Origin of the sequence: Mesorhizobium sp., from assembly GCF_024509055.1 — a bacterium.
In the GTDB taxonomy this organism is placed as follows: Bacteria; Pseudomonadota; Alphaproteobacteria; order Rhizobiales; family Rhizobiaceae; genus Mesorhizobium.
The window spans coordinates 1-18211 of the sequence record NZ_JANINM010000421.1 but is presented as its reverse complement, the minus strand read 5'-3'; the positions used below and the strand labels follow the sequence as shown (position 1 = coordinate 18211).

19 protein-coding genes are annotated in these 18211 nt (G+C 63.2%); 11 read left to right on the top strand and 8 right to left on the bottom strand.

Annotated features, from left to right (window positions below; genetic code table 11):
- The coding region (locus Q0L57_RS22995; protein ID WP_296745342.1) for a GFA family protein at positions 1-488 on the bottom strand (488 nt) is incomplete at its 3' end.
- A gap of 88 nt (positions 489-576) precedes the next feature.
- On the opposite strand from Q0L57_RS22995, the gene Q0L57_RS22990 reads away from it, so the two are divergent.
- On the top strand, positions 577-900 hold the full coding sequence (locus Q0L57_RS22990) for a TfoX/Sxy family protein (RefSeq protein WP_296745340.1): 324 nt from the start codon (positions 577-579) through the stop codon (positions 898-900).
- A gap of 44 nt (positions 901-944) precedes the next feature.
- Here Q0L57_RS22990 and Q0L57_RS22985 read toward each other — a convergent pair whose 3' ends face one another.
- Both Q0L57_RS22985 and Q0L57_RS22980 read right to left on the bottom strand, forming a co-directional pair.
- A complete protein-coding gene (locus tag Q0L57_RS22985; protein ID WP_296745339.1) occupies positions 945-1862 on the bottom strand; it encodes a pseudouridine-5'-phosphate glycosidase in 918 nt (305 codons plus the stop codon).
- Positions 1863-1915: 53 nt separating this feature from the next.
- On the bottom strand, positions 1916-2854 hold the full coding sequence (locus tag Q0L57_RS22980; protein ID WP_296745343.1) for a carbohydrate kinase family protein: 939 nt from the start codon (positions 2852-2854) through the stop codon (positions 1916-1918).
- A gap of 283 nt (positions 2855-3137) precedes the next feature.
- Between Q0L57_RS22980 and recA the strand changes: the two genes are divergently transcribed.
- The gene (gene recA / locus Q0L57_RS22975; protein ID WP_296745338.1) at positions 3138-4235 is read left to right on the top strand and encodes a recombinase RecA; all 1098 of its coding nucleotides are present in this window, start codon (positions 3138-3140) and stop codon (positions 4233-4235) included.
- Between the two features lie 294 nt (positions 4236-4529).
- Positions 4530-7199 (top strand): alanine--tRNA ligase, encoded by a 2670-nt coding sequence (gene alaS / locus Q0L57_RS22970; protein ID WP_296745337.1) that lies wholly within the window; start codon positions 4530-4532, stop codon positions 7197-7199.
- Positions 7200-7247: 48 nt separating this feature from the next.
- Here alaS and Q0L57_RS22965 read toward each other — a convergent pair whose 3' ends face one another.
- Both Q0L57_RS22965 and Q0L57_RS22960 read right to left on the bottom strand, forming a co-directional pair.
- The gene (locus tag Q0L57_RS22965; RefSeq protein ID WP_296745336.1) at positions 7248-7874 is read right to left on the bottom strand and encodes a glutathione S-transferase family protein; all 627 of its coding nucleotides are present in this window, start codon (positions 7872-7874) and stop codon (positions 7248-7250) included.
- A 77-nt stretch (positions 7875-7951) separates the two neighbouring features.
- Entirely contained in the window at positions 7952-9163 is a 1212-nt protein-coding gene (locus Q0L57_RS22960; RefSeq protein WP_296745335.1) for an NADP-dependent isocitrate dehydrogenase, read from the bottom strand.
- A gap of 238 nt (positions 9164-9401) precedes the next feature.
- On the opposite strand from Q0L57_RS22960, the gene Q0L57_RS22955 reads away from it, so the two are divergent.
- The 3 genes from Q0L57_RS22955 (at position 9402) to murI (ending at position 11822) form a co-directional block, all read left to right on the top strand.
- Positions 9402-10217: an RNA methyltransferase gene (locus tag Q0L57_RS22955; protein WP_296745334.1), complete on the top strand. Its 816-nt coding sequence runs from the start codon at positions 9402-9404 to the stop codon at positions 10215-10217.
- A 78-nt stretch (positions 10218-10295) separates the two neighbouring features.
- Positions 10296-10904, top strand: coding sequence for a hypothetical protein (locus Q0L57_RS22950; RefSeq protein WP_296745333.1), 609 nt, complete (start codon positions 10296-10298; stop codon positions 10902-10904).
- 117 nt (positions 10905-11021) lie between these two features.
- Positions 11022-11822, top strand: coding sequence for a glutamate racemase (gene murI / locus Q0L57_RS22945; RefSeq protein ID WP_296745332.1), 801 nt, complete (start codon positions 11022-11024; stop codon positions 11820-11822).
- Between the two features lie 7 nt (positions 11823-11829).
- Here the strand turns inward: murI and Q0L57_RS22940 are convergent, their stop codons facing one another.
- Entirely contained in the window at positions 11830-13215 is a 1386-nt protein-coding gene (locus Q0L57_RS22940) for an RNB domain-containing ribonuclease (protein WP_296745331.1), read from the bottom strand.
- A 119-nt stretch (positions 13216-13334) separates the two neighbouring features.
- Between Q0L57_RS22940 and Q0L57_RS22935 the strand changes: the two genes are divergently transcribed.
- Positions 13335-13523 (top strand): DUF3008 family protein, encoded by a 189-nt coding sequence (locus tag Q0L57_RS22935; RefSeq protein ID WP_296745330.1) that lies wholly within the window; start codon positions 13335-13337, stop codon positions 13521-13523.
- 85 nt (positions 13524-13608) lie between these two features.
- Here the strand turns inward: Q0L57_RS22935 and Q0L57_RS22930 are convergent, their stop codons facing one another.
- Positions 13609-13800, bottom strand: a complete 192-nt coding sequence (locus tag Q0L57_RS22930; RefSeq protein WP_296745329.1) for a hypothetical protein — start codon at positions 13798-13800, stop codon at positions 13609-13611.
- A 319-nt stretch (positions 13801-14119) separates the two neighbouring features.
- Between Q0L57_RS22930 and rpsD the strand changes: the two genes are divergently transcribed.
- The 4 genes from rpsD (at position 14120) to Q0L57_RS22910 (ending at position 17030) form a co-directional block, all read left to right on the top strand.
- Entirely contained in the window at positions 14120-14737 is a 618-nt protein-coding gene (gene rpsD / locus Q0L57_RS22925) for a 30S ribosomal protein S4 (protein WP_296745328.1), read from the top strand.
- Positions 14738-14840: 103 nt separating this feature from the next.
- A complete protein-coding gene (ttcA, locus tag Q0L57_RS22920) occupies positions 14841-15737 on the top strand; it encodes a tRNA 2-thiocytidine(32) synthetase TtcA (protein ID WP_296745327.1) in 897 nt (298 codons plus the stop codon).
- Positions 15727-16554 (top strand): inositol monophosphatase family protein, encoded by an 828-nt coding sequence (locus tag Q0L57_RS22915; protein ID WP_296745326.1) that lies wholly within the window; start codon positions 15727-15729, stop codon positions 16552-16554. Before ttcA ends, Q0L57_RS22915 begins: the two co-directional genes overlap by 11 nt.
- Before the next feature lie 68 nt (positions 16555-16622).
- Positions 16623-17030 carry a hypothetical protein gene (locus Q0L57_RS22910; protein ID WP_296745325.1) on the top strand — a complete coding sequence of 136 codons (408 nt, stop codon included), beginning with the start codon at positions 16623-16625 and terminating at the stop codon, positions 17028-17030.
- Positions 17031-17060: 30 nt separating this feature from the next.
- On the opposite strand, the gene Q0L57_RS22905 is transcribed toward Q0L57_RS22910, so the two are convergent.
- On the bottom strand, positions 17061-18211 hold a 1151-nt coding region (locus Q0L57_RS22905), incomplete at its 5' end, for a multidrug effflux MFS transporter (protein ID WP_296745324.1).

Below are 18211 nucleotides of genomic sequence, written 5' to 3'. Positions count from 1 at the left end.
CACATGCCGGTGCGCTTGTGCCAGTCGGCGATCGATTCCTCGGGATAGACGTCGAAGACCTTGTCCTTCGGACCGATCGCCGGCTCGACCCAGCTTGCCTTGTATTTCAGCATCAGATGCACCTTCTCCCGCGGTTTCGGCAGGTCGCTGTCGATCGCCGAGGCGAAGGGATGGACAAGATCCGGCCAGGTCGGGTCGTACAGCCAAAGCGCGGATCCGCATTTGCGGCAAAAGTTGCGCTCTCCGGTCGAGACCTCGCAATGTGGATGCTCGTCGTCCTCGATCTCCGCGCGGTAGATGCCGAGGCTCCGCTTGCCCCGGACGTTTAGCGTCTCGTGGTCGGCGCCGAGGTTAATGGCGAAACCGCCGCCGCCCTGCTGCTTGCGGCAGATCGAACAGTAGCAGAGCATGAACGGCACCGGCGTGTGGCTTTCTACCTCGAAACGAACGGCGCCACAGCGGCAGGAACCCTTGAGCAGGACGGGCATCGTGGAGACTCCCTTTCAGGCTTCAACTTGTCAGCATGCTTTTGGTTGCGGCAATGACAACGCCCCTGGCCGATGACATGATCGCGGCATGGACAATGCACGTCTCGAAGAACTGTTCGAAAGCCTTGGCGCCATCAGCATCCGAAAACTGTTCGGCGGCAAGGGTATCTATTGCGACGGGGTGATCGTCGCCGTCGTCGTGCGCGGCGAACTGATGCTGAAGGCAGATGAGGAAAGCATCCCCGATTTCGAGGCTGCCGGCTGCAGCCAGTGGACCTATACCGGCTCGCGCCACGGCAGGGAGGTGGCGATGCCTTACTGGAGCATTCCCGACAGCGCCTTCGACGATCCCGACGAGATGGCGGTGTGGGCCCGCCGAGCCTTCGCGGCCGGGCGGCGGGCCGGTAAATAGACTTCTGCCCTACGCAACGCCGCTACGGGCTTTTCCTGGAGTTGCTACAGCGCCTTCGCGATCTCGGCCGCCAGCCGCGCGTTGTTCTCGACCAGCGCGATGTTGGTCTTGAGGCTGCGGCCGCCGGTGATCTCCAGGATTTTGCCCAGCAGGAACGGCGTCACCGCCTTGCCGGTGACGTTCTGCGTTTCGGCAGCTTTCTGCGCGGCGCCGATGTAGCCGGCCATCTCGTCAGCAGGGATCTCGTCATTCTGCGGCACCGGATTCGCGATCAGAATGCCCCCGTCAAGGCCGAGCGCTTGCCGCGTCCGGTGGAACTGCGCGATGTCCTGCGGCGCATGCAGCGTCAGCGGCGCGCGGAAGCGCGATTGCCTCGACCAGAAGGCCGGCATGGTTTCACAACCATAGCCGACGACCGGCACACCGCGCGTCTCCAGCACTTCCAGCGTCTTTTCGATGTCGAGGATCGCCTTGGCACCGGCCGAGACGACGATGACCGGCGTGCGCGCCAGTTCGTCGAGGTCGGCCGAGATGTCGAAGCTCTTTTCCGCGCCCTTGTGGACGCCGCCGATGCCGCCGGTGGCGAACACTTTGATGCCGGCAATATGCGCGGCGATCATGGTTGCGGCGACGGTGGTGCCGCCGGTGCGCTTCTGGGCGACCGCAAAGCCGATATCGGCACGCGACAGCTTCATTGCATCGCTGGTCATGGCGAGCGATTCGCGCTCCGCGTCGGACAGGCCGATCTTGATGCGGCCGTCGATGACGGCGATCGTGGCGGGCACCGCGCCGCCATCCATGATAATCCGCTCGACCTTTGCCGCCATCGCTCCATTGTCGGGGTAGGGCATGCCATGGGTGATGATGGTGCTTTCGAGCGCCACCACCGGCCTGCCGGCGGCAAGCGCCTCCGCCACCGGCGGGTGGATGTCGATGAAGGGACGGGCGGTTTCCGGGGTCATGTGTGTCTCCGATCCGGAGCGGGTAAGCCGCTCCAGTAACTGATCTTGGGGCCCTATGCCACCTCACGCGCATCGGGCACAAGGGCGAGCCCCTGCGTAAAACTGGCCGAAGTGAAGGACGGCACCGCCTCGGTGCTCTCGATGGCTAGCACTGCCGCCGCGACGCCTTCGCGCAATGCGGCGCGCAAGGGCAGGCCGCGCAGCAGTGCCGCGACCGTCGCGCCGGTCAGCGCGTCGCCGGCGCCGGTGACGTCGGCGACCCGGCGCGGCGCGGGCGGATCGATCTCGAAGACGCCCGATTCGTCGAAGCCCAGCACTGGCGCGCCGCCGGCTGTGACCACGCCGGCCCGCAATCCCAGTCGCCTGAGCCCGGTGACAAGGTCTTGTCCTGACAAGTCTGTGCCCAGGAGAGCGGCGGCTTCCCGACGATTCATGAAGAGCACCGCCAGATCGGGGAACAGCGGGATCATTCGCACGACCTTGGCGGGCGATATGGCGATGGCGAAGACCGGTCTGCCGTCGGCTTGCATCACCAGTCTTTCAAGCGCCGCGGTCGGCAGATTGGCGTCGCACAGGATCGCGTCGGCTGCGGCGATGGCTTCGCGCACCTTGGCGCGGCGGATCTGCCTGGGGAAGGCAAGGTCGTAGAGACCCATGTCGGCGAAGCCGACGATCAACTCGCCCTCGCGGTCGATCAGCGCCGTGTAGCTCGGCGTCGTGCGGTCGAGGAACACCACTGAGAGGTCCTCGATGTCGGCCTGGGCAATCGCAGACGCGACCGTCTCGGCCGCGGCATCGCCACCGCGCACCGACATCAGAGAGGCTGTCACGCCACGCTTCACCACGCTGCGCAGCGCATTGAAGACACCGCCGCCGACATCCTCATGCATGATGCCGGGATTGGACGCAGCGGGCACATAGGGGCCCGACACCTGGCCGCGCCGGTCGATATGGGCGCCGCCGAGCGCCAGGATTCTTGGGGATGTCGGCATGCCGGTGTCGTGACCTTCGTTGATTGTTTGCGCGCGCACACTAGGTTTCCGCGCGTGGCCCCGCAATCGGGATCGCGATTCGGATGGGCCGGGCGATAGAATCCTGGCTGGACCAAAAGGAGATGCCCTCGCCCAGCCATGGTGAGACAAAAATAGAACAAATCCAGATATTGGTTGTTTTTCAGATATTTATTGCCTCTTGCCAAATGAGAACAAAAAAGGTACAAACAATCCGGGATCACGGATTGTCCGGCCTTCATTGACGACCAAGGGGTGATGTATCATGGCTCAGAATACTTTGCGGCTTGTAGAGGATAAGGCAGTGGACAAATCAAAGGCTCTGGACGCGGCGCTGTCGCAAATCGAGCGCGCTTTCGGCAAGGGCTCGATCATGCGGCTCGGCGCGAACGAGCAGGCGGTCGAGATCGAAACCGTGCCGACCGGGTCGCTCGGCCTCGACATCGCGCTCGGCGTCGGCGGGCTGCCGCGCGGCCGCATCGTCGAAATCTACGGGCCGGAAAGCTCGGGCAAGACGACGCTGGCGCTCCACACGGTCGCGGAGGCCCAGAAGAAGGGCGGCATCTGCGCTTTCGTCGACGCCGAGCATGCGCTCGACCCGGTCTATGCCCGCAAGCTTGGCGTCGACCTGGAAAACCTCCTGATCTCGCAGCCCGACACCGGCGAGCAGGCGCTGGAAATCTGCGACACGCTGGTGCGTTCGGGCGCCATCGACGTGCTGGTGGTCGATTCGGTGGCGGCGCTGACGCCGCGCGCCGAAATCGAGGGCGAGATGGGCGATGCGCTTCCCGGCCTTCAGGCTCGCCTGATGAGCCAGGCGCTGCGCAAGCTGACCGCCTCGATCTCGCGCTCCAACACCATGGTCATCTTCATCAACCAGATCCGCATGAAGATCGGCGTCATGTTCGGCTCGCCGGAAACGACCACGGGCGGTAACGCGCTGAAGTTCTACGCCTCGGTGCGCCTCGACATCCGCCGCATCGGCTCGGTCAAGGACCGCGACGAGGTCGTCGGCAACCAGACCCGCGTCAAGGTGGTGAAGAACAAGCTGGCGCCGCCCTTCAAGGTGGTCGAGTTCGACATCATGTATGGCGAGGGCGTGTCGAAGACCGGCGAGCTCGTCGATCTCGGGGTCAAGGCCGGCGTGGTCGAGAAATCGGGCGCCTGGTTCTCCTATAATTCGCAGCGCCTCGGCCAGGGTCGCGAGAACGCCAAGCTGTTCCTGCGCGACAATCCCGACACGGCGCGCGAGATCGAGATGGCATTGCGCCAGAATGCGGGTCTGATAGCGGACAAGTTCCTCGAGAATGGCGGCTCCGAAGGCGGTGACGACGGTTTCGAGGACGAAGCAGGCGCGATGTAAGGCTTGGGGAGACGATTAGCCGGCTTGGCCGGAGTTCGGCCACATTCCTAGTTTATCGGCTTATGCTTATGTAATCGAGTTCTTGAGTATTGCGTATCCGAACCGCCGGCCCTCGTGCCGGCGGTTTTGCGTTTGTAGACAGATCGATGCTGCCGGCGAAGGTGCCGATTGGCCTAATTCCGTGTTTCTGGACAGGGTCGAGAGCTATCGCTAAAAGGCCAATCTATCTTCTCAAAGATGAAAGCCCACCAGCCGCCGGCCGCGCCGGCGGTTCTCGCGAAAAGGCAGTATGCAATGAGTGGCGTGAACGACATCCGGTCGACTTTCCTCGACTACTTCCGCAAGGAGGGTCACGAGATCGTCGCCTCCAGCCCGCTGGTGCCGCGCAACGATCCAACGCTGATGTTCACCAACGCCGGCATGGTGCAGTTCAAGAACGTCTTCACCGGCCTGGAGAAGCGTCCCTATTCGCGCGCCGCGACGGCGCAGAAGAGCGTGCGCGCCGGCGGCAAGCACAACGACCTCGACAATGTCGGCTACACGGCACGTCATCTCACCTTCTTCGAGATGCTCGGCAATTTCTCGTTCGGCGACTACTTCAAGGAACGCGCGATCGAGCTTGCCTGGAACCTGATCACCAAGGATTTCGGCCTGGCGAAGGACAAGTTGCTGGTCACCGTCTATCACACCGACGACGAAGCGGCCGGCTACTGGAAGAAGATCGCGGGCTTCTCGGACGACCGCATCATCCGTATCGCGACTTCGGACAATTTCTGGGCGATGGGCGACACCGGTCCCTGCGGTCCCTGCTCTGAAATCTTCATCGATCGCGGTGAGCATATCTGGGGCGGCCCTCCCGGCAGCCCGGAGGAAGATGGCGACCGGTTCCTGGAGTTCTGGAACCTGGTTTTCATGCAGTATGAGCAGGTGACGAAGGAAGAGCGCATCGACCTGCCGCGCCCTTCGATCGACACCGGCATGGGTCTGGAGCGCATGGCCTCCATCCTGCAGGGGGTGGAGAGCGTCTTCGAAACCGACCTGTTCAAGCATCTGATCGACGCCGCTTCCTCCGCGCTCGGACAAGGCCCCAGCCAGGAGAATGTCGCTTCGTATCGCGTGATTGCGGATCACCTGCGCTCGTCTTCCTTCCTGGTGGCCGATGGCGTGCTGCCGTCCAATGAAGGCCGTGGCTATGTGCTGCGCCGCATCATGCGCCGCGCCATGCGCCACGCGCAGCTGCTCGGCGCCAAGGAACCGCTGATGTGGAAGCTGGTGCCGGCGCTGGTGCGCGAGATGGGCCAGGCCTATCCCGAACTCCTGCGCGGCGAGCAATTGATCACCGAGACGTTGAAGCTCGAGGAGACACGGTTTCGCAAGACGCTCGTGCGCGGCCTCGGCCTGCTTTCGGAAGCTACCGAGACGCTGCACGCGGGCGACATGCTCGACGGCGAGACCGCGTTCAAGCTCTACGACACTTACGGCTTTCCGCTTGACCTGACGCAGGACGCCTTGCGCCAGCGCAGCATCTCGGTCGATCTTGCCGGCTTCACCAACGCGATGGAGCAGCAGAAGGCCGAGGCGCGCAGGCATTGGACCGGGTCTGGCGAAGCAGCGACCGAGACGGTGTGGTTCTCCGTGCGCGAGAAGACCGGCGCCACCGAATTCCTCGGCTACGAGACCGAGCAGGCGGAAGGCCTGATCCAGGCGCTGGTCAAGGATGGCAAGACTGTCGACAGCGCCAGCCAGGGCGACGCGGTTGCCGTCGTCGTCAACCAGACGCCGTTCTATGGCGAATCCGGCGGCCAAATGGGCGATACCGGCGTGATCACCGGCGAAGGCTTTTCGATCGAGGTTTCAGACACACAGAAGAAGGCCGACGGGCTGTTCGTGCATATCGGCAAGGTGGCGAGCGGCACGGTGAAGACCGATGTTCCGGTCGAGCTCAAAGTCGATCATGCGCGGCGCTCGAAGCTGCGCGCCAACCATTCGGCAACGCACCTCATCCACGAGGCGCTGCGCGAGGTTCTGGGCACCCATGTGGCGCAGAAGGGCTCGCTGGTCGCGCCGGATCGGCTGCGCTTCGACATCTCGCACAACAAGCCGATTTCCTCGGAAGAGCTGGAGGACGTCGAGCGCATGGCGAATGAGATCGTCGTGCAGAACAGCCCGGTGACGACGCGCCTGATGTCGGTCGACGATGCGATCGCCGAGGGCGCCATGGCGCTGTTCGGTGAGAAGTATGGTGACGAAGTGCGCGTCGTGTCGATGGGCACCGGGCTGCATGGCGCCAAGGCCAACCGGCCCTATTCGGTCGAGCTCTGCGGCGGCACGCATGTCAGGTCGACCGGCGATATCGGCCTTGTGCGTATCCTCTCGGACAGCGCGGTAGCGGCAGGCGTGCGCCGCATCGAGGCGCTGACCGGCGAGGCGGCACGCAGGCATCTCGACGAGCAGGACAGGCGGCTCAAGGCTGCCGCGGCGACCCTCAAGATCTCGCCGGCCGATGTGCCGGCGCGCGTCGAGACGCTGCTCGAGGAACGCAAGAAGCTCGAGAAGGAGCTCAGCGAAGCGCGCAAGAAGCTGGCGCTGGGCGGCGGCATGGCTGTCGCCGATGCCCCGGCCGCTAACGAGACGGTCGCCGGCGTCGGCTTCCTCGGCAAGGCGGTTAGCGGTGTCGCGCCGAAGGACCTGAAGCCGCTTGCCGATGCCGGCAAGAAGACGCTTGGCTCCGGCGTCGTTGTCTTTGTCGGGGCCGGCGAGGACAACAAGGCAAGCGTTGTGGTCGCCGTCACCGACGATCTCACCAACCGCTTCAGCGCGATCGATCTTGTGCGCGTTGCTTCTGCCGCGCTCGGCGGGCAGGGCGGCGGTGGACGCCCCGACATGGCGCAGGCCGGCGGCCCCGACGCTTCCAGGGCCAATGACGCGATCGCGGCGGTGAAGGCAGCTCTCGAAGCGGCTTAATCGCAATTGTAGGAGGGACAGCGTGTGCTGTCCCTCAGCCATCTCAACTCAACCGGCCTTTTCGGTTCGCGCGAAGCTCGGGCGTGCCGTTAGACGCGCATACCAATCCCCGATATCCGCGAACCGCGCCAGCAATTCGCGCCCGTCGGCAACCTTGGTGAAATAGGCGATGATCGGCGCGGCATGCAGGTCGGCCAGCGTCAGTTGATCGCCGAGCAACCACGATCCCTTTGCCTTCAACGCAGTCAGCACCTTGAGCACGGTTTCGGCCTTGCTGAGGCCATCCGCAATTAGCTTCTCGTCGGCGGGCTTCTTTTCCAGACGCTCGACGGCAACGTCCCAGACCATGGCGCGGTAACCATAGGCGTCGAGCATGCCGGCGATCTGGCTCATCCTGGCGCGTCCGCGCGGGTCGGCTGGCTGCAGCGGCGGACCCTCGAAGGCCTCGTCAACATAACGGGCAATAGCTCCGGTCTCGAAGAGGCGAAAACCGTCATGCTCGAAAGCTGGAATGCGGCCGAACGGATGATGCTCCAAATACCAGGCCGGGATGCCGTCAGCGGCGAATATGTCGAGCGGCACCAGTTCGTAGGAAACACCCTTCTCCTCCAGCGCCACGCGTGCGATGCGCACATAGACGCTGTAGTCCGCGCCGTAGAGAACCGGCTTGGCCATCGATTGGTCCTCCGCTCCCGTTCACGCCGCCAAAAAACAAAGGCTCCTTTCGGAGCCTTTGTTCGTGGGTTCGGATCTTAGCTCATCGCCTTCTGCAGGTTCTCGTCGATCTTGTCGAGGAAGCCGGTGGTCGACAGCCAGGGCTGGTCGGGGCCGATCAGCAGCGACAGGTCCTTGGTCATGAAGCCGCTTTCGACGGTTTGGATGCAAACCTTCTCCAGCGTCTCGGCGAAGCGCTTCAATTCGGCGTTGTCGTCGAGCTTGGCGCGGTGGGCGAGACCGCGCGTCCAGGCGAAGATCGAGGCGATCGAGTTGGTCGAGGTTTCCTCGCCTTTCTGGTGCTGGCGATAGTGACGGGTAACCGTGCCGTGCGCGGCTTCGGCTTCCACCGTCTTGCCGTCCGGCGTCATCAGCACCGAGGTCATCAGGCCGAGCGAGCCGAAGCCTTGGGCCACCGTGTCCGACTGCACGTCGCCGTCATAGTTCTTGCAGGCCCAGACATAGCCGCCCGACCATTTCAGGCTGGAGGCCACCATGTCGTCGATCAGGCGGTGCTCGTACCAGAGCTTGCGCGCCTTGAACTCGGCCTCGAACTCCTTCTCGTAGACTTCCTGGAAGATGTCCTTGAAGCGGCCGTCATAGGCCTTGAGGATGGTGTTCTTGGTCGAGAGATAGACCGGGAAATTGCGCAGCAGGCCGTAGTTCAGCGAGGCGCGGGCGAACTCGCGGATCGACTCGTCGAGATTGTACATCGCCATGGCGACGCCGGCGCCGGGCGCGTCATAGACGTCATGCTCGATCACCTGGCCGTCCTCGCCGACGAACTTGATCGTCAGCTTGCCCTTGCCGGGGAAGCGGAAATCGGTGGCGCGGTACTGGTCGCCGAAGGCATGGCGGCCGACGACGATCGGCTTGGTCCAGCCGGGCACCAGGCGCGGCACGTTCTTCATGATGATCGGCTCGCGGAAAATGGTGCCGCCGAGGATGTTTCGGATGGTGCCGTTGGGCGACTTCCACATCTTCTTGAGCTTGAACTCCTCGACGCGCGCCTCGTCGGGGGTGATCGTCGCGCATTTGACGCCGACGCCGTATTTCTTGATGGCATTGGCCGAGTCGATCGTAACCTGGTCGTTGGTGGCGTCGCGGTTCTCGATGCCGAGGTCGTAATATTCGAGCTTGAGGTCGAGATAAGGGTGGATCAGCTTGTCCTTGATGAACTGCCAGATGATGCGGGTCATCTCGTCGCCGTCGAGTTCGACGACCGGGTTCGCCACCTTGATCTTCGCCATGGAAAGAATGCCTCGTTGCTGGGGATATGAACGGCCTTGCCAGCATGGTTTCGGCCAGATGCGGAGCGTATATCAAAGGCTTTTTGAGCGCGCAAACCGCGATCGGCGCGGCCATGGACGAGTGCCGTGCTTGTGAATGCTTCATTTTCGCGGCTGAATATGGCAGGGGACGCCGAAACGCCGCAAACCCCGGTTACCAACTGCCATGCCAGATACTGAACAGCCCAGCAAAACCGCAATGCGCGGCCCCGCCATCATCCTCGTCGAGCCGCAGCTCGGCGAGAACATCGGCATGGTGGCGCGCGCGATGGCGAATTTCGGCCTTTCGGAGCTGCGCCTGGTCAATCCGCGCGACGGCTGGCCGAGCGAGAAGGCGCGCGCCGCCGCGAGCCGCGCCGACCACGTCATCGACGCCACGACGGTCTTTGATGACCTGACCTCGACCGTCGCAGACCTCAACTTCGTCTTCGCCACCACGGCGCGGGAGCGCGACGGCTTCAAGCCGGTGCGCGGTCCCGTGGAGGCGGGCAGGGCGTTGCGCGCCCGCGTCGGGGAAGGGCAGCGCACCGGCATCCTGTTCGGCCGCGAGCGCTTCGGCCTCTACAATGACGAGGTTGGGCTCGCCGACGAGATCGTCACCTTCCCGGTCGATCCGGGCTTTTCCTCGCTCAACATCGCCCAGGCCGTTCTGTTGATGTCCTATGAGTGGATGAAATCCGGCCTCGTCGACGAGACCGCGACCAACTTCTCCGGACCGGAACTCGCGCCGGCGACGAAGGAACAGCTGCACAGCCTGTTTGGCTATCTCGAAGGCGCGCTGGAAGCCCGCGGCTATTTTCGGCCGGAAGAGAAGAAGCCGAAAATGGTCGACAATCTGCGCGCCGTGCTGACGCGGGCGGGCTTCGCGGAGCCGGAACTCAAGGTGCTGCGCGGCATCATCTCGTCGCTCGACAGGTTCTCGCCAGCGATGCCGCGCGGCGACGGCTCGCCCGGTGATGATCCGAGGCGACTTCCAGCCAGTCCGCGCAATCAGCCGACAGATAAAGAAAGTTAAAATCGGTAAGCTGTGAGCATTTGAAGTAACCGATTTTTATTCGGTTTCGCCCATTGTTGCCGAAACGGTGGGTAGCACATGTCCACGTCCAATATTGGCCGTCTGCGCTTCTTCCTCTATTCGCTCGGTTTGTCGCTGGCCGAGGGCATTGCGATCGTGCTGTGCATTGCCGTGACGATCGGTTTCACAGGGCTGATCAACTCGAGCCCGGGGCCGTCCAGGCAAGGCATGGCCGGCGTCGTCCTGATCGTCTCTCTCGTCTTCGTTGCATTGCGTGGCAACTTTGCCTGGCGACGCAGCCGTGACGCCGCTGGGCCGGCTTGGATCCTGTGGTCCTACATCGTGTTTTCCGCCATTTATGCCTTCCTGCAGGCGGGCGTGATCATGACGATCGACCTACACCGGCCCGAACACGTACCTGGCGGGATGAACCTGCTCGGTCTTGCCATATTCGGGCTCTGGGTCGTGATCCTGTGGGCAAAGCCGGTTGCGGGCAGCGACATCAACGAGTTGACCTCCGTGTTCGATTTCGACGGCACGATCCCAGCATCCCCGCGCCCGAGTCGTATGGCCGCCGGCGCTGTCGCATCCGCTCCGCGAGCCACCGCGCCGGCCACACGTTCGGCGCCCGCAATCCAGCCATTCGGCCGGCCGCGGCCGGCCGGTTTCGGAAAGCGCGGGCTCTGAGCCGGACAAGGCCTGCGCAAAAGTTGCTGGCGTTCGCCACTTCAAGACCATGATGGTTCAGGATAGAAGCGTCGTTGGCCAAATCGCGGGCCAAGTACCTCCTGTGGTCCGATGATAATGAGCGACCGATCAAGCCACCGCCCGATCCTGATGTTCGATTCCGGCATCGGCGGGCTGACCGTGCTGCGCGAGGCGCGTGTTCTGATGCCCGACCGGCGCTTCGTCTATGTCGCCGACGACGCGGCTTTCCCCTATGGCGCCTGGGAGGAGCCTGCGCTCAAGGAACACATATTGGCGCTGTTCGCCAAACTGCTCGACCGCCTGCGGCCGGCGATTTCCGTCATCGCCTGCAACACCGCCTCGACTTTGGTGATCGACGCGCTGCGCGATAAATTCCCGGGCCATCCCTTCGTCGGCACGGTGCCGGCGATCAAGCCGGCGGCCGAGCGTACGCGCTCAGGCCTGGTTTCGGTGCTGGCCACACCGGGCACGGTCAAGCGCCAGTATACGCGCGACCTGATCAGCAAATGGGCGCAGAAATGCCACGTCCGCCTGGTCGGCAGCGACAGGCTCGCCGGGTTGGCCGAGATCTACATGCGCGAGGGCTTCGTCGACGAGGAGGCCGTGCGCGCCGAGATCGCGCCTTGCTTCATCGAGCGTGACGGACATCGCACCGACATTGTCGTGCTTGCCTGCACGCACTACCCTTTCCTCGCCAATCGAATGCGCAAGACGGCACCGTGGCCCGTCGACTGGATCGATCCGGCGGAAGCGATCGCACGGCGTGCCATGTCGCTGCTCGAACCTGTCGGCGAGACGTCGGGCGAGAACGATCCCGATGTTGCGGTCTTCACCTCGGGCAAGGTGGATTTCGCCACCAGGCGCCTGATCCAGGGTTTTGGGCTGACCGCACGCTAGGGCAACCCTAGACTGCAGGTTCGAAGAGGATGCTGCGCCGGTCCGGATCGGCCGACACCAGCTTCAGGTCGAGACCGTCGCCCTGTCTCAGTCCGGAAGCCTTGACGTTGGCGACGACAGGCATGTCGGCAAGCTGAACGCGCACGCCATGATCGACGAAATCGGTGACGACGGCTTTGAACGTCTCTCTCTCATGTCCCTTGAGCATAACCGCCTCGGCAAGGTCGATGGCCGCATGGTTGATCTGCGAAGCGCGGGCATCTGCGCGTCCCATCACCCTCGGTAACCTTTCGAACGCGTCGGTCACCGCCTGGGGAACGGGCTGGCCGTTGGCGATTGCCAGCGCGCAACGCACGACGTAACGGTCGGCCAGCCGTCTGAGCGGCGCGGTGGCGTGGGCATAGGTCGCGGCCATTGCCTCATGCCAGGGGACAACGCCCTCCTGATAGGGTTGGTAGGACGCACCGTTGCCCGCACGACGGATTTCGAGCATCAGTGCGGCCTGCCGGGGGTCGACCGGATCGAGCGTGCGCTGATAGTCGCGCAGGCTGCTAGAGGCCGGCCAGGACAGGCCAAGGGCCTGGGCCGCGTTGCGCAGTCTCTGGATCTTGGAGGCGTCGGGGCCCGACATCACCCGGAACAGTCCCGTCTTGTGCGCCAGCATGGCGTCGGCGATCGCCATATTGGCGGCCAGCGAAAGCGCGGCATTATCCTGCTCGGATTGCAGGAGCGGTCTGAACGAGAGCTGGAACGTGCCGTCGGCCAGCTTTTCCACCTCTTGCTCGGGTGGATCGACGCGCGAAGCGCCGCGACGTTCTTCGTTTGCCGCCATGCGCCGTGCCAATTCCGCGAAGCCGGTCGGAAGGTCGGAGGCCTGTGCGCTGTCATAAGCGAGCTTCGCGCGGCTTCGAATGATTGCCCGCTCGGCGCCGTCCAGCTTTACCGCACCGTCCTCGGCGACCCGAACCGTGAAGATGATCGACGGACGCGGTCCATTGGGCAGCAGGCTCGCGGCGCCCTCGGCAATGACCGGCGGATAAAGCCCGGCCTTGCCGTCCGGCAGGTAGAGCGTCTCGCCCCGGTTCCAGGCTTCGAGATCCACCGCGTCGCTGTCCTCGGCGAACCAGGCCACATCGGCAATGGCGTAATGCAACAAAAGATCGCCGGCGCTCGTCTCTATCGAGAAGGCCTGGTCCAGATCTGTCGAGCTCGCCGGATCGAGCGTGACGAAGGGCATCGCCGTGCGATCGGCGTGCTGGTTTGGCACTCGCTTGGCCGCCGCGTTCGCCGCGGCCATCACGTCAGGCGGAAACCCATCAGGCACGTGGAATTCGGTGCGGATTTTCCCGAGGCCGGTAGAGAGTGCTTGTGTGGGATCGGTCAGCGATTTCATGCTGTTTTCCTACACTGGCGGTCCTTGCCCGCCAACCACCGGATGCCGGGCAAACAGATGCCGGCGCCGGAACTGCTGCCGCTGCGCGGCGTTTTTCCTTTGATCACAGGAGAGCCACCATGCCTGCCATGTCACAAGCACAGCAGAAGGCCGCCGGCGCCGCCCTTTCCGCAAAGCGCGGCGAGACCAAGAAAAGCGAGCTCAAGGGCGCTTCACGCGAAATGTATGACTCTATGAGCGAGGAGCAGCTCGAGGAGTTCGCTGAGACGAAGCGCAAGGGGTTGCCCAACAAGAAATCCAAGGGTTGAGCTCGGCTCAAGCCAAGGCGCAAAGGTGATAGAAGACCTGCGAAACGCGTTGCAGGCTGTTGGATGCCTAACGGATATCGATCGACTACCAGACGCGGTTGCGGCAGCTCTGCGCCCTGATAAACACCACTTTGCGGTGGCCGTTGCGCCAGACGTATCTCTTTATCTTGACCCAGTGGCAGACCGGCTTTGGATGCGCAAGCGCCGGTTCCGGCGCCACCGCGATCGGTCCCGCGAGCATTGCGACGCCGGCCAAGGCAAGGAAAAACTTCTTCATGCGAATGGGCCCCTCTTGCTTCGATGCTTCTTGGCGTCGTCGACGCAACAACATCCGGCATCGCACCCTACGGTTTGAACTTTTACAGGGCGGCCTTGCGCCATGCCATTCACAAGCTTGACACCGATCGAATCTGCGTTTAACAGCCCCACCAACACCGGGTGGCGACGCCCGGTGGTTTCTTTTGACGTGTCCCGTGGGTTTTCCGTCGCTTTGCGTGGAAAATCCTGTCAGGCCTCGAAAATGGGGGCCAGAGGAGGGCGCGTTTCCTTCACCTGGATCACAGGGTCCGGGTGTGTTTGTTTTGAAAGGGAATGCGATGAGCAAGCGCGAATCCGCGAAATACAAGATCGACCGCCGTCTCGGCGAAAACATCTGGGGCCGCCCGAAGTCCCCGGTCAACAAGCGTGAATACGGCCCGGGCCAGCATGGCCAGCGCCGCAAGGGCAAGCTTTCCGACTTCGGTCTGCAGCTGCGCGCCAAGCAGAAGCTGAAGGGCCACTATGGCGACGTTTCGGAAAAGCAGTTCCGCAAGGTCTATGAAGAGGCTGATCGCCGCAAGGGCGACACCTCGGAGAACCTGATCGGCCTGCTCGAGTCGCGGCTTGATGCGGTCGTCTACCGCGCCAAGTTCGTGCCGACCATCTTCGCGGCCCGCCAGTTCGTCAACCATGGCCATGTCAACGTCAACGGCAAGCGCGTCAACATCGGTTCGTACCGCTGCAAGCCGGGCGATGTCATCGAGGTGCGCGAGAAGTCGAAGCAGCTCGTGATCGTGCTGGAATCGGTCGCTCTGGCCGAGCGCGACGTGCCGGACTACATCGAAGCCGACCACAACAAGATGGTCGCGACCTTCGCCCGCGTTCCGGGACTGTCGGACGTTCCGTTCGCCGTGCAGATGGAACCGAACCTGGTCGTCGAATTCTATTCGCGCTGATCCAAGCCACTCAGCGACGATATCGAAGGCCGCCCCTTGGGGCGGCCTTTTCTTTATCTGCCCTGTCCGTTAAGTCGGGCCATCAGAACGTGGGGCCGGCGCCATGAACATGCTGCCAGATGTGAAATCCCTCGAGGCGATCGGCAACGACGCCGAAGGCGGCTTCCACCCGCTGTTTCGCGACGTGCCGTCCTCGGTCGAGTTCAACAAGCTGCGCAAGCGGCTGTTGAGGCTGACTCGCCAAGCCGTCGAGGACTTCGTCATGGTGAAGCCTGGCGAGCGCTGGCTAGTGGCGCTCTCGGGCGGCAAGGACTCCTACGGTCTGCTCGCGCTGCTGCTCGACCTCAAATGGCGCGGCTTGCTGCCGGTCGAGCTGCTCGCCTGCAATCTCGACCAGGGCCAGCCGAATTTCCCGAAACACATCCTGCCTGATTATCTCAACGCCAATGGCATCGCGCACCGCATCGAATACCAGGACACCTATTCGGTGGTGACCGATAAGCTGCCCGAGGGCAGCACCTATTGCTCGCTCTGCTCGCGGCTCAGGCGAGGCCATCTTTACCGCATCGCGCGGGAGGAGGGGTGCGCCGCGCTGGTGCTTGGTCACCACCGTGAGGATATCCTCGAGACCTTCTTCATGAACCTGTTTCATGGCGGGCGTCTGGCCGCCATGCCGCCCAAGCTCCTCAACGATGAGGGCGACGTCATGGTGCTGCGACCGCTTGCCTATTGCGCCGAGGCGGACATGGAGAAATTCGCCAACGCGATGAAGTTCCCCATCATTCCGTGCGACCTTTGCGGCAGCCAGGAAGGGCTGCAGCGCAATGCGATGAAGGCGATGCTCGACGACATCGAGAAGCGCATGCCTGGACGTAAGGACACCATGATCCGCGCAATGACCAATGTGCGGCCGTCGCATCTCTTGGACAGGAAACTGTTCGACTTCGCGGCGCTCGATGTCGCGCTCAATTCAGGACAAGACATTTCCGATGACATTTGACGATCGCGCGATCGACTGGCTGGCCGACCTTCTCGCCGATGCCGCCAGGGCCGAAATCATGCCGCGTTTCCGCCGGCTGGGCGAGGGCGATATCCGCCAGAAGACGTCCGCCGCCGACCTGGTGACCGAAGCGGATGTGAACGCCGAGCGGCTGATCACGGCAAGGCTGCGCGAGCGTTATCCCGCCGCGATGATCGTCGGCGAGGAAGCCTGCTCCGACAATCCGGCGCTGCTCGGCGGCCTCGGCGATGCCGAACTGGCCTTCGTCATCGATCCGGTCGACGGCACTTTCAACTTTGCATCCGGCGTGCCGCTGTTCGGTGTCATGTTGGGCGTGGTCGTCAACGGCGAGACGGTCGCCGGCATCATCCACGATCCGGTCGGCAAGGATTGGCTGGTCGGCGCCAAAGGGGCGGGCAGCCACATCCGACATGCGCATGGCTCGTTGGAAAAGGTTAGGGTTGCGGCACCGGCGCCGATCTCCGAGATGACGGGCTCCGTTTCCTGGCAGTATCTGAAGGAACCGGAGCGCTCGCGGCTGGCCCGGAACCACACCAAGGCATTGTCGCAATTCGCCTATCGCTGCGCGGCGCATGAGTATCGGCTGCTGGCCAGCGGCTATGCCCACTTCGTCGTCTACAACAAGCTCATGCCTTGGGATCATCTGGCGGGCGTGCTGATCCACCAGGAAGCTGGCGGCCATGCGGCGAGGGTCGACGGAAGCGCCTATCTGCCCTCGCATGTCGATGGCGGCCTGCTGGTGGCGCCGGACAAGCAGAGCTGGAACGAATTGCGCCGCGAGCTCTGGGCGGACTAGAATCGGTTCGGCTGCGGGTCTGGGGCGGCCAAGCCGCTATGACTCCGGCACGGAATCGGGGGATGCCAATGAATTTCCGGCACGCGCTGGCTGCGTTTGCTTTCGTCTTCATCGCCAGCAAGGGTTGCGGCAATGCCCAGGCGCAGGAGCGCGCTTGCGGCAGCCGCGATCCGATCAACTCTATCGCCGAGATGGCGCAGGCCATCTACGCCTGCTGGCAGCCACCGCCAGGCACGGCCGACCTGACGTTGACATTATGCTTCTCGCTTCGCCGTGACGGAACGCTCATTGGCAAGCCACGCGCCACTTTCTCCAAACTGGGGGCGGACAGCAGTTTGAACAGGGCTTTCGTTACTTCGGTGATCGAGGCCCTCAACAAGGAATTGCCAGTGCCTTTCACCGAAGGCATGGGTGGTGCGATTGCGGGGCGCCCCCTTTGCCCGCGCTTCAAGGCGACGCAGGAACGCAAGTCCTGACCGCGCTTTTTGAAGAGCCGCCTTATACCGTTAGTGCAGATCGGTGACGTGTCCCGAGACGGGCGGATTCTGAGGCTGGAACATCTTGCCCCGCTCGGCAATCAGGATCATCAGCAACGCCGCAACGGAGACGCTGCAGAAGCCGGCCGCCAAAGGCGTGACCGTACCGTTATAGGCCTGGCCGATCAGCGCGCCGATGATGGCGCCGAGGAAGGTCTGCATGAAGCCCAGGATGGATGCGGCGGTGCCGGCAAGCTCGCCGAGCGGCTCCATGGCCAAAGCATTGAAATTCGCGCCCAGCCCACCGAACGGCAGCATCGCGCCGGCAAAGAATGTGATGAATAGCCAGAGCGGCATGGTCATCTCCAGCGACACGACCAGCCAGGCAAGACTGATGCACAGGAAGATAAGCAGTGCGCCCTGCGACAGGCGGCGCATGCCGATCTGCCCGACCAGTCGCGAATTGAGATAGTTTGAGAAGGCAAGCACGCCGGCGACGCCGGCAAAGATCAGCGGGAACAGCTCGCCGACATGGAAGATGTCGATATAGATCTGCTGCGCCGAGCTGATGAAGCCGAACATCGCGGCAAAGATGAACGTGCTGGCAAAGGCGTAGCAAAGCGTGAGCCGATTGGTGAGCACAATACGAAAGCCGCCGAGCACGGAGCTTACGGTGAGCTGCCGCCGATATTCCGGATGCAGCGTCTCAGGCAGGCGCAGCAGCGCCCAGGTCGAAACGATCAACGCGCCGATAGCCATGGTTACGAAAATCCAGTGCCAACTGGCGAACAGCATGACGAACTGGCCGATGCTGGGCGCGATGACCGGTATGGCCATGAACACCATGAAGATCAGCGACATAACTTCGGCCATACGCCGGCCATCGAACGTGTCACGCACGATCGAGACGGCGATGACGCGAGTTGCGGCCGCGCCTATGCCCTGTATGAGACGCCAGGTCAGCAACAGGGCGAAACTGGGAGCTATGGCGGCGGCCGCCGCAGCCACGACATAGACAATCAGGCCAAGGACCAGTGGCGCGCGGCGTCCGAAGCGATCCGAAATGGGTCCGAACAAAAGCTGTCCGCCGCCGAAGCCGAGCATATAGGCGGTGATGACATATTGACGGTGGTTCTCGCTCTCGACCCCAAGCGAGGCGCCGATCTGCTGCAGGGCCGGCA